This window comes from Arsukibacterium sp. UBA5043, assembly GCA_002415085.1.
In the GTDB taxonomy this organism is placed as follows: domain Bacteria; phylum Pseudomonadota; class Gammaproteobacteria; order Enterobacterales; family Alteromonadaceae; genus Alishewanella.
In genome coordinates, this window is the sequence record DIBV01000010.1 from 26,917 (window position 1) to 38,836 (window position 11,920).

Genomic DNA, 11,920 nt, shown 5'->3' on the forward strand with positions numbered 1-11,920 from the left:
ATTTATTGTTATCAACTTATTTTGAATCAAGTATCAGCCGCCTTTATAAGCGTTTAGCATATCCCACATCGGGGTAAAAATGCCCAACGCCAGTAACAGCACCATGGCGGCGACGATCACAATCAGGATCGGCTCTATTTTCGCGGTCAGGCTTTTTAAGTCAAAAGCTACTTCGCGCTCATAAAAGCCCGCTACTTCCGTTAGCATTTCATCCATTTGGCCGGTTTCTTCACCAACCGATATCATTTGTAACACCAACTCAGTAAACATATCACTTTGCTGTGCTACCCGCAGCAGGCTCTCGCCCCGTTCAATACTGCGCCGCATTTCCCGGATCTTCTCTCCAAGATAGTCGTTATCAACCGCTTCGGCAACTAAACTAAGCGCAGTAGTAATTGGCACCCCGGCTTTTAGCATCATGGAAAAGCTACGGGCAAAACGGCCCAGAGTAGCCCGGTTAATAATGCTGCCAATAATGGGTACCCGTAATTTCCAACGACCCCAACGGTATTTACCCGCCGGTGTTTGCAAATAGAAACTGACACCAATAATTGCTGCTACTAACAATACCAGTAACAAGGGCCAGAAGGTAATAAAAAACGAGGAACTTGCCAGTAACAATTGGGTAGACCAGGGCAGTTCGGCATTAAAGCGGGCAAACATATTGGCAAATTGGGGAATAACAAAGATATTGAGGATAACCATGGCCACCACCAGGGCAAATAAAACAAAAATCGGATAACGGGTGGCCTGTTTTATTTGTTTGCGGGTTTCCAGCTCCTGTTCAAAATAAAAGGTTAACTGTAAAAAAGCGTCGTCCAGCCGGCCGGTATTTTCTCCAACGTGCACCAGACTAATAATTAAGCGGCTGAATACTTTAGGGTGGCTGGCCATGGCCACCGATAAACTGCGGCCATTTTCCAGTTCACTGGCCAGATCAGTCATTACCTGTCGCAGGCGCGGCGAGCCGGTGCTCTCAGCCAGGCTCTTAATCGACCTGATAATAGGAATGCCGGCTTTCATCAGTGAATACATCTGACGGGAAAAAATAATCAGCTCAGTCAGGCTGACTTTAGCCTGCCATAATTCGAACCGGGCCGTTTTTTCGGCTACCACAATGGCTTCAATACTCAGTGGAATATACCGCCGCTGCTTCAGCATGTCGGCTGCTGCTGCCTGACTACCGGCTTCCAGCTGGCCGGTAACAGCGTTGCCACTGGCGTCCCGCGCTTTGTACTGAAAGCTGGCCATATCTTAGTTGTCCTCTGCCGCGTCAGTCGCGGGCGTGTCAGGCGCCAACGGCTCGGTTTCCAGGTATTCGGATACCCTAATAACCTCTTCCAGGGTGGTAATACCTTGCTGAGCATAATCGAGGGCCATATTACCCAGAGTGACAAAATCGGGGCTGTGGTAGGCCAGGTTACTGAACCCTTCGATATCAGAGCGGCGCAGCGCATCTGCTAATGGTTTATTGATCACCAGCAGCTCGAATACGCCCAACCGACCTTTGTAACCGGTATGATGACAAGACTGACAACCTTGCCCCTGCCAGTAACCGGCATTGTCATTGGCGTTATGATGGCGTAACCAGGTTAACTCCAGTTCATCAGGCTGATGTGGCTTTTTACAATAGTCACATAACCGCCTAACCAGACGCTGGGCAATAATGGCCCGCAGAGCACTGGCTACCAGATAAGGCGCTGCCCCCATATCAATTAAGCGCAGGGTACTGGATACAGCATCGTTAGTATGCAAGGTAGATAATACCAGGTGCCCGGTAAGCGCGCCGCGCAGGCCCATTTCGGCGGTTTCCTGATCGCGCATCTCGCCCACCATGATAATATCGGGGTCCTGGCGCAAGGTGGTGCGAAGTACATTGCTGAAGGTCAGGCCAATTTTATGATTAACCTGCACCTGATTAATCCGCGATAAGCGGTATTCAACCGGATCTTCCACTGTGATTATTTTGCTGCCCGCCTGATTAAGCTCACTAAGCAAGCCATATAAGGTGGTCGTTTTACCCGAACCGGTAGGCCCGGTAACAAGTATCATGCCATGCGGGCTTTGTACAATACGTCGCAGTCTGGCTAACATCGGGCCCGGTATACCGGTATCTTCCATTTTTAACAGCCCGGCTGACTGGTCCAGCAAACGCATTACCACCGACTCACCGTATTGCACCGGCATGGTAGACATCCGGATATCAATTTTATGCTGCTTAACCGTAATTTGAAACCGGCCATCCTGTGGCAGCCTTTTCTCAGAAATATCCAGGCTGGCCATCAGTTTTAACCGCAGCACCAGCGCGGCAGCAATACTCACTTCATTTAAGGTACTTTCCTGTAAAATACCGTCTACCCGCTGGCGGATACGCAGCACCTTTTCATCGGGTTCAATATGAATATCTGAGGCTTTAACCTGCACCGCATCTTCAAAGATTGAACGTAACAGCTTGGCTATCGTATTGTCGGTTTCTTCGCGGTTCTCCTCGGCCAGCAATGCATCATCAGTATCACCGCTATGCTCTTGCTTTAACTGGGTCGCGAAGGTTTCAATATCTTTGGTGCGCCGGTACAACGAGTCAAATGCTTCCAGCAACTGGCTTTCGCGGACCACGGCAATTTTAATTTCGCGCGGTGCCAATAGCGGTGCAATCTGATCCAGCACGGCCAGATCGGCAGGGTCGTTCATGCCAAGCAATACTGCATCGCCCATGTCTTCAATCACCAGTGCTCTGAAGCGTCTGGCATGCACTTCAGCCAGTAACTGGGCGGCTTTGGGATCAATCTTTCGCTGCGCGATATCCAGAAAGGGCACCTGCAGCTGTTGCGCTAAAAACTGCAGTAACTGCTGCTCAGATAGAAACTGCATTTCGATCAGGGTGGCGCCCAGCTTGCGACCACTGCTTTTCTGGCGCGCCAGAGCCTGCTCCAGCTGGGCCTCAGTAATAATGTTTTCGTGCACCAGCAAATCGCCTAGGCGCATTTTCAGCTTGGGTTTTTGCATACTAAGGTTCTGTTGCCTTAAGCCGTTGTTGGATAAAATTATGGCTGCTAACCGATAACGCCTGACGATATTGCCAGGCATGTTGATAATACTGGTGGGCCTGCGCTGGCTGGCCAAGTTGTTCGTTGGCTAGCGCAGCGCCGAGACTCCAGCGCCCCTGGTCTGGCTGCAACTGCTGTAAACGCTGATACCAGTCAAGTGCCGCTGCATGTTGCTGCAGTTGCTGGAGTACCGTGGCTTTCATACCAAAATATTCCGGCTGTGCAGCCAACTCAAACTGATCGGGTAAGAACGCCAATGCTTGTTGCCACTGGCCCTGACGCACCGCCAGCTGCGCCAACTGCATATTAATTTCTGCACTTATTACCCCTTTTTGGCGGGCTTGTAACAGCACCTGGCTGGCGGTAATGATTTGTTGTTGCTTTAACCATAATCTGGCGAGGTTCAGATAACCGTTTGCCTCCGCAGGTTGTTGCGACACAATCTGTTGCCAGATAGCAATGGCGCTACCCGTGTCTCCTGCAGCTTCACTGGCATTTGCCCGTTGTTGCATATTTTGCTGCTGCTCGTCAGTGCTTAGCCGTTGTTTATCTATCACCGTCTGTGGTTTAGCTATGGATGCCGGTTCAGTTGCAGCCTGAACCGGAGCCACCTCACGTTGTATCGTCAGCGCTACCACCTGAGGTTCGACAGCGGGTTGGGCAGCTACTGCTGGTTCTGCCACAGCTACCGGTTTAGGTTTTTGTTCTGCTGTTGCCGCCGCTATGGGTGCGGCTGACAGTATCGCCATGATGCTGTCAGGCTTAGCTTCGGCCACCTCGATTTGCTGGCTGTTTTTGGCTACAGGTGCCACCTGCAAGGCACTTGCAACTGCTGTTAGTTTCGTAGCAGTTTGTGATTGAACGCCGTGGTTCTGCCAAAGTACACCAATTAAAACCGCTATTGCCAGCCCAGCAAAGCCAAGGAAATAAACAGTACGCCCGCTGTCGTGTCGGGGTGCCTGTTCCTTTTTTGCGGAGCGAACGCCTGGCTGCTGACGTTGTTCAAGATCCTGCAGCATTTTATTAATAACACTCATCGCCACATCCAGGCAACACAAGCTGCGCTAAATACCGCAGCACCGCTGAACAACCACAGAAAGTGGCGCGTAGTGCCCCGGGTGTCTTCGGTATCTCTGGCGGCAAAGCGGATATGCCTGGCCGTCACCCGGCTTTTACCTTCGCCATAGGCCAGCATTAACCCCTTATGGGCCAATAAATTAACCAGTCTGGGAATGCCACGGCTATAACGACCAATAGCAAGTAGGGCAAATGCATTAAATAAAGCTGGGGTTGCACCGGCTATCTGCAGCCGGTGCCGCACATAAAACCGAATTTGTGGCGGCGACATTACAGGCAATTGGTAAGCAAATGAAATACGTTGTCGTAATTGCCGGAACTGCTGACTTGCTAAACGTTGATCCAATTCAGGCTGGCCAAACAACACCACCTGTAATAATTTGCGCTGCTCGGTTTCCAGGTTTGTTAATAGCCGTAATGACTCGAGGGTGTCGTCGGGTAAACCTTGCGCTTCATCCATGACCAGGATAATTTTCTTACCACTATGCGCGAGTAAAATAAGCTGCCGTTGCAGCAATTGCAAAAGCTGGCTGGCATCGATATTGGCTGAATATTTCAGTCCAAGCTCTGCTGCCAGTGCCCAGCGCAGCTCTAATGGACTGACACTGGGATCAGGCAAATAAGCCAGCTGCCAGTCCGCTTGCGCCTGCTTTAAAAGCAGCCGGCACAATAACGTTTTACCAGTACCGACTTCACCGGTTACTTTAATAAAGCCCTCACCAGCAGTTAACGCGGTATTCAACACCGCCAGAGCCGCTTCGTGCTGCGGCAAACCAACATAAAAGCGGGTATCTGGGGTGAGTGAAAAAGGCGTTAATGCCAGATTAAAGTGGGCAGCATACATAAGCTTATTGCTCAGGATACCAGTCAGTGATTAATTCTGCTGACTGCTGTAACTGCTGCTGCCAGACCCCATTACCGACGACAGTTGGCTTTAGCAGGATTACCAGTTCCTTTTTTCTTTCCACTTTATTTTTGCTAGTAAATAACTGGCCCAAAATAGGTATTGCACCCAAAACCGGTGTGCGTGATTCACTGTCACTGGTTACCGTTTGCATCAAGCCACCAATAACTACAATTTCACCACTTTGCGCTTTAATAATGGTATCCGATTCCCGGATATTGCTTTGCGCCAGCGGCAACACAATTTGTTCATCGCTAAAACGGATCGTTTTACTTTGCTCTGATGTTTCAGTAACCGATGGATGCACATGCAATATCACGCTACCATTTTGGTCTATCTGTGGCGTGACATCTAACGCTATACCTGAGAAAAACGGCTGTAATGAAATATTAGGGGAGGTGGTGGTAGCACCAGTACCGGCAATAGTAGTATTGCTGGTAATATCAGTAACGAAATATTCATCCTGGCCTACTTTAATCACGGCTTTCTGATTATTCATTGCCGTAACCCGCGGACTGGACAGCACCTGGGCATTGCCCTGCGTCTCCAATAAATTAATTACGCCGTTAAAATCAGCATTGCTGAAAGAAATAGCGCTGACCCCACCGACGTTGCTGCTTATTGTATTGTTTGGGATAACCCCTGACGTGGTGAAGTTAAAGCTGGTTGAACCGATTGTTGCCAGCGCATTCTGCCAGTTAATACCTTGCTGATATTCGTCACTTAACGTGACTTCAATAATTTTTGCTTCCAACACAACCTGACGCTGCAAATGTTGCTCAGACTGCCCTAAAAAGGCTTTTACTGCGGCAATTTCATCTGGCATTCCACGCACGGTAACCAAGCCTGCCTGCTTGCTGACGACAACCATCCGTTGTGGCCCTTCACCTAATACACCCTCTACAGCCTCTTTTAAATCACTCCAGAAATCAGTTCGACTCTCACTTTGAATGGTGCTGCCATTAAACTGTTGCTGACTGTTCTGGGCCTGGCCATTATTATTATTGGCAAAAGGGTCGTTCTGTAAACTATTATTGGCTAAATTCTGACCGCCCTGATTATTACCGTTTTGATTATTATTGTCCTGTGACACCCCACCTGAGTTGACAGAAATAGAGGAAAAACCATTGCGTTGCAGCATTAAATAATTAACGGCGATGATTTCGGTGCGCAAACCAGCAGGATAAACCTGATACACCATACCCTGGCGTCGGATATCAAACCCATACAACGATTGCACTATTGCCAGGGTTTCTGCCAGCGTAACCTGCTTCAGCTGCAGGCTTATTGTGCCACTGATACTGGGATGAACCACCAGACTGTAAGGCGTATCGTGGACAACTGAATGGAAAAAGTCGCTCAGGGCAACATCAACAGCGGAAACATTAAACCTTGGTTCATTGTTAGCTATGGCAACAGGTGGCCTGGCCAGTAAGTCCTGTGTAACTGCCATCGGTATCGCTAATACTGGCGTCGGTTCGGCTACTGCTGGCTGTAATGCTTTTTTCGCTGCCGTAGGGCCAGCATTTGGCTGTAAGGCCTGACACGCGCTCAGCAATATCAGACTGCTGACAAAACACAAATTTAAACGGGTACTATTCATCATAATTTTTTATCGTTTTATTATGTAACTGCAAAATTAATTGCTCTTCTCCCCGGCTCAGTATTACCGAAGTCGCCCTGATTTTCGTGAGAGTGTAACCCTGATATTGCTCACCAAGCTGAAGTAACTGACCATTAATCGTGGCGCTTGTCCGCTGGCTACTGTTTTGAATAATTTGTAACCTTAACGCACTGACCGGATTAGCAGCATTACCGTTGCCACTAACACTGCTGGTGTCAACATAACCTGTGGCTGGGCGAGTGGGATCGGCCTGGCTGGCAAACGTTAACAACAGCACAGCGCTATAGCTGAATAAAGTTTTCATTCTCGCTCACTGTAATAAATTCAAGGCTAATATCAGCCATCGGATAATCCGTTACCTGATAATCCAGTTGCTGCCACTGAACCAGCCAGGGTAACTGCTCCAACTCGGCTAACAGTTGCTGCACGCTAGCGTAACGACCACGAACCACCAGTGTTGTTCTGTGCTGATACAATAAGGGTGCCTCATCTGCCAACTGGCCTGCCAGAACAACGGGTACGGCTGCAGAAGTAGACAGTGACTGCAACTTTAGCCGCTGACTTTTTGCAAGAATTTCCCGTAGTAGCGCCAGCATCTGATCTGCACCAATAAATAAACTGCTTTGTTTTTGCCTTTGCGCTGCCAGCTCTGCCTGTTGCCGGGTAAGGCTGGCAATGTCATCCCGAAACGGTTGTTCAATATCAATGGCCAGCTGTAACTGCAATAGCTCAAGTTGTTGCTGAACTTGCTGTTGCTGTAAGCGCAGCGTTTGCTGCTGTCCGGTTAACTGTTTTTGTTGTTGCCAGGCAGGCTCTATCAGATAGATTAACAGAAGCCAGAAAACTAAAACTACTGAACCAAAGAAAACCAGCCGTTTTTCACGTAGCTGCAATGCCTGATATTTTTGATTTAATTGCTGCCAGTTAGCCATGTTCAGTCTCCCTGCTCAGCGATAAGATGAAACTGTACCGCCTGCTGCTCTGGCAGTTGGGATAAACGCAGTTCGTTAAAGCGCTGGCCTTGAAAGTAGTCGAAATGACGCAGGCTTTCCAGCCAGCCAGGCACTTCAGCTGGCGCTATCGTCAGACCTTTTAGCTCACTGCTGCCTGGGCGCAGTTTAAAATGAGTTAACCATACGCTGTTAATATCGGTGGCAAGTAGCTGCTGCAACACCGTACTGTAAGCATAATCAGCTGTTATTTGTTGTGCCGATAAATAGTGTTGCAAGGCGATTTGTTGTTCCACCCGTCGTTTAAGCACATCACGCTCAGTGATAAGCGCTGACGATGGCTGACGCTGCAGCAATGCCTGTTGCAATAGTTCAAGCTGCTGCTGCTGACGCGTTAATTGCTGCTCGGCCTGAGCATTGAGGTGTAGCTGTTTTTCTTGTTGCCATTGCAACCCTCCCCACCCCAGCAAACTAATAACCAGTACCAGTGCCAGCAAAGCAAATAATGACGGCAGGGCCATCGTTTGCCTCTGGGGTTGTAACGCTAACTGATATAAATTAATGCGCTGCTTCATGGCGCCGGCTCCCAGCTGGAGCTGGCTGTAGCTGCAATGGCAGGCCAGAATTCATTTAAATCAATGGCCATAGCCCACTGCAATTCTGGTTTAAGTTGCAGTGCCTGAACCTGGCTAAATCCTGCCTGATGAAACAACGGCACTAAATCCGTTCGTTCTGCGCCGCTGCATAACAGTTGGATACTACGCACTGGCGGTAATTTAAGCTGACTTTCGATGTAATCCATAGAGCGTTGAATTTCGAGCAATAAACTATCAAAAACTCCCTGCTGCAATTCGATTTTATTGTATTGATGCAGCCGGTTAAAGCCGCGTAACCGTCTGGAGAATTGTAACTGCCCCTGACGAATAACCTGCAATAATACGTCCTGCCCGGGTTGATGCATTAATACTAACGCGGCATGATCAGCATATTGGGGCAATTCATGGATTAACCATTCTTCAATCAGGATTTGCTGCAAGCTCAGTTTGGCATCAGCAACAATTGCAATCAGCTCCTGCAGCTGGCTTTTAGCACTCACCACGACGTTAATTTTAGCTGGCTGACCAGGCGCTGCGGGTAAGTCGATATAGTCCAGGACCATATTTTCTAATGTAATATCGGTCAGATCTTTGATTTGCCAGGGTAACGCTGCCATTAACTCCTGCTCGTCCAGCGCCGGTTTTTCCAGTTGCACAATCTGGTACATAGCCGGAGAAATAATCAATGTCAGCGCCATCATTTTACTTACATTGCCAAGAGCCTCTTGCATTGCCGACTGCCAATCACCCTCCTTGACAGGATAAACAGAAACGAATGCTTCTTGTTCTTTTGCTGACTGAAGTAATAGTTGAATTTCGTGCTCACGAATATGCAATACGGCTATACCCGCGGATCTATTGTGGCCAAATCTGATGTGCTGCAATACTTTGGCTAACATCTTAATGCTACTTAACCCTGATCTCGGTTTATAATACTGGCACCTTAAATTTTAAAGTTGCCAACCCGCTGTATGTTATTGTCACTCCCTGATATCGCAACGCCTTCTGCCAATTGGCACCGGATTATTGAACCGCTGCTCTCTGAGGCGAGCGTGGAAGTTTGGTTATACTGTCCGGTTACGGCTGAGCCGATGCTATCTGGTAACAAATGGATGAAATTACAATATCATATAAAGTTGATTCAGCAACAGCAATATCGCGGCTTAGTGACTTTTGGTGGCCCTTTTTCAAATCATCTTGCTGCCTGTGCCGCGGCTGCGAAACTAAACAAGTTTAATGCAACAGCCTATGTCCGTGCAGACAACATTGATCCAGATAATCCTACCTTAGCATACTGCCAGACACAGGGAATGAAGCTAATCGCAATCGATCGCCAGAGCTACCGACAACGGCAGCAACCGGCTTTTATCGAGCTGATTAGCAAACGCCATCCTGGTTATCTAGTTATTCCAGAAGGAGGAAGTTCGGCAATGGGAATGCGCGGTATCGCAGGTTTAAACCTTACTGATACCCCGGCCGGTCCGGCTGATATTATCGCAACGGCATCGGCCAGTGGCGGAACCTTAGCCGGCATAATAACAGCAGCCAGTCAGGCAGGCGTTAAGGCTAAAGAGATTATTGGGCTGGCCGTAGTAAATGACAGCTCTTTGGCCGACAAAGTTGCGGGGTTACTGACAACACCAGAGGTTACGCCCTTGCCCTGGCGTATTATCACCACAGCAGCTGAACATCGTTATGCCAAATGTCCGGTGCAGCACATTGATTTCAGTTGTCAATTTACTAGACAACATGGCATTGCCATTGAACCTGTATATACTGGCAGAGCCCTGTATAAGCTTTATCAAATGATTGCAGAGGGACAGTTTGCTCCTGGCAGCAGGATCAGTTTCTTTCATACCGGCGGCTTGCAGGGCCTGGCTGGATTATACTACCGCAAGTTAATTAATCTGCAACAGTACCGGTTACTATCTGGGGCAACGGTTGGCTAAAGTAAAATCCCTGGCCGCCGGCTACCCCCAGTTTTTGCAGAGTCTGCCATTCTGTCTCCAGCTCTACCCCAGTTCCAATCACCCGGATCCCGCGTTCAGAGAAATGAGAAATTAATCCTCTGACAAACAACTGCTGCTCCAAATGTTGATCAATATTACGAACAACCGAAGGGTGCAGTTTCGCTGACTCTATCGCCAAATCATCTGCATATGGCGGTATATCAATCGTCAGGCCGACCTGATCTATAACCAGCTGAAAACCGAGGTTAATAATTCTGTCCAATATCGGTTTTAATTTATCATAGTAGCGGATAAGGTGATGCTCGGTTAGTTCCAGCGCCAGCTGTGACGGGTCGAGCTGGCCAGAAACGACTATGTGCTCGAGCCATTGCTGCCAATCCTTACTTAACAGGGAATGGGCGTTAATATTGACACTACATCTTATTGCACTGCGACTTTCCAGAGAACCCAGCCTGGCTGCCCGCAACAATACATGCTGGTCAATTTGCAATGTTAGGCCACAACTGTAAGCCATCGGCAGAAATATCGCCGCCGGAATATTTTGCCCCTCGGTACTTTGCAACCGAACCAAAACCTCCTGTTGCAATAGTTCCTGTTCTTGCCAGGAAAATACCGGCTGAAAACTTAAACTGAAGCGATGTTGCGCCAACGCCTTGGTTAATTCAGATCGCCACCAGACTGAGCCTTTTGCTGCTGGTTTTTTTTCCGGTTCAAAGCCAAAGGCACTATTATGGCCGTATAGCTGGGCGGTGCGTAGCGCCATATCGGCTTCAGACAACAATTGATACGTGGTCTGGTTACGCTGATAAGCAACATAGCCGATATGCACAAAGTCAGCACTTAAATAGTTGGCAAAACAGTTTGCCCGACCCATAGCAACTACCAGCGTATCAGCCAGATTAGCCATTTCTTTTTCTGAAATACCGGACAGTAGTAGCACTAAGTCGTTTTCTGACAGCCGTGCTAAAATCCTGTCCTGGTATGGTTCACAATAACTGTTGATAACTTCGACACAAGCTTTTAGACAGGCCAGTTGTTTAACCTGACTAATACTGTGACCAGGATGGGATACTTCAATAATAAATAAGCCGCCGGCGCCTTCTTCAGAGGCATCGCTTAAAAAATGTTGTAGTTTGCTTTCAAAAAAAATACGGTTGCCAATCGCCAGTTCATGATCGATCAAGCCTTGCACCCTAACCAGATGGCGCACCTCGTGATCCCGCCTGATATAATTCACCAGCCGATCATTAATCTTTTCCAGTCGAATTTCCGGCATTAAATCACTACGATGGGTTAATTCTAGGCGCTCTTCTAACTTTTTAATCGCATGATCAACTGTTAATACGGTGGTAGCCAGAGAGCGCCTATGCCATTGCACCAGAAAAAAAAGTCCAGCCAGAAAAATGATCAGTGCAATATTAAGCAGCGAGAAAATTTGCCAGCCAGCAAGTTGTGAAACAGGCAGAGTTAATGACAGAGTGAAGAGTATATTGGCAAAAATAAAGCAGCAAGCCAGGATAATAAACCAGCTGGAATAGGTTTTTTGTTTAAACAAGCTGGCAAGTGACACAAGCAACTCCTTTTGACTGTCAATACAGTGTTAACTTAATTTAATGATTTGTCCAGATATTACCCAATTTTCCAACGTTAAGATCAGTATGCTAAACGCAAAAAGGCCTACCGGTTAGGGTAGGCCTTTTGCTTGAATTGGGAGCCTGGCGGTGTACTGCTCTCGCATGGCGAATGCCACAC

11 protein-coding genes are annotated in these 11,920 nt (G+C 48.2%); 1 reads left to right on the forward strand and 10 read right to left on the reverse strand.

Features of this window, described 5'->3' with window-relative positions:
- Positions 1 to 33: 33 nt before the first annotated feature.
- Genes B2Q61_RS10395 through B2Q61_RS10435 form a run of 9 tightly spaced genes read right to left on the reverse strand, consistent with a single transcriptional unit; the run spans position 34 to position 9,097 of the window.
- Positions 34 to 1,251: a type II secretion system F family protein gene (locus B2Q61_RS10395; RefSeq protein WP_290618488.1), complete on the reverse strand. Its 1,218-nt coding sequence runs from the start codon at positions 1,249 to 1,251 to the stop codon at positions 34 to 36.
- 3 nt (positions 1,252 to 1,254) lie between these two features.
- Positions 1,255 to 3,006, reverse strand: coding sequence for a GspE/PulE family protein (locus tag B2Q61_RS10400; protein ID WP_290618486.1), 1,752 nt, complete (start codon positions 3,004 to 3,006; stop codon positions 1,255 to 1,257).
- Between the two features lies 1 nt (position 3,007).
- Positions 3,008 to 4,084, reverse strand: coding sequence for a hypothetical protein (locus B2Q61_RS10405; protein WP_290618484.1), 1,077 nt, complete (start codon positions 4,082 to 4,084; stop codon positions 3,008 to 3,010).
- Positions 4,081 to 4,968, reverse strand: a complete 888-nt coding sequence (locus B2Q61_RS10410) for an ExeA family protein (RefSeq protein ID WP_290618482.1) — start codon at positions 4,966 to 4,968, stop codon at positions 4,081 to 4,083. The genes B2Q61_RS10405 and B2Q61_RS10410 overlap by 4 nt, the downstream gene beginning before the upstream one ends.
- A 4-nt stretch (positions 4,969 to 4,972) precedes the next feature.
- A complete protein-coding gene (gene mshL / locus B2Q61_RS10415; protein WP_290618480.1) occupies positions 4,973 to 6,634 on the reverse strand; it encodes a pilus (MSHA type) biogenesis protein MshL in 1,662 nt (553 codons plus the stop codon).
- Positions 6,624 to 6,956 carry a hypothetical protein gene (locus B2Q61_RS10420; RefSeq protein WP_290618478.1) on the reverse strand — a complete coding sequence of 111 codons (333 nt, stop codon included), beginning with the start codon at positions 6,954 to 6,956 and terminating at the stop codon, positions 6,624 to 6,626. Before B2Q61_RS10420 ends, mshL begins: the two co-directional genes overlap by 11 nt.
- Positions 6,934 to 7,584 carry a hypothetical protein gene (locus B2Q61_RS10425; RefSeq protein ID WP_290618476.1) on the reverse strand — a complete coding sequence of 217 codons (651 nt, stop codon included), beginning with the start codon at positions 7,582 to 7,584 and terminating at the stop codon, positions 6,934 to 6,936. Before B2Q61_RS10425 ends, B2Q61_RS10420 begins: the two co-directional genes overlap by 23 nt.
- 2 nt (positions 7,585 to 7,586) lie before the next feature.
- Positions 7,587 to 8,177, reverse strand: coding sequence for a PilN domain-containing protein (locus B2Q61_RS10430; RefSeq protein ID WP_290618474.1), 591 nt, complete (start codon positions 8,175 to 8,177; stop codon positions 7,587 to 7,589).
- Complete coding sequence (locus tag B2Q61_RS10435) at positions 8,174 to 9,097, reverse strand: hypothetical protein (protein ID WP_290618472.1); 924 nt, start codon at positions 9,095 to 9,097, stop codon at positions 8,174 to 8,176. The genes B2Q61_RS10430 and B2Q61_RS10435 overlap by 4 nt, the downstream gene beginning before the upstream one ends.
- Positions 9,098 to 9,289: 192 nt before the next feature.
- Here B2Q61_RS10435 and B2Q61_RS10440 point away from each other — a divergent pair, with 192 nt between their 5' ends.
- The gene (locus B2Q61_RS10440) at positions 9,290 to 10,147 is read left to right on the forward strand and encodes a 1-aminocyclopropane-1-carboxylate deaminase/D-cysteine desulfhydrase (RefSeq protein WP_290618524.1); all 858 of its coding nucleotides are present in this window, start codon (positions 9,290 to 9,292) and stop codon (positions 10,145 to 10,147) included.
- On the opposite strand, the gene B2Q61_RS10445 is transcribed toward B2Q61_RS10440, so the two are convergent.
- Entirely contained in the window at positions 10,101 to 11,738 is a 1,638-nt protein-coding gene (locus tag B2Q61_RS10445) for an EAL domain-containing protein (protein ID WP_290618470.1), read from the reverse strand. The two genes, B2Q61_RS10440 and B2Q61_RS10445, sit on opposite strands and share 47 nt — an antisense overlap.
- Positions 11,739 to 11,920 lie beyond the last annotated feature (182 nt).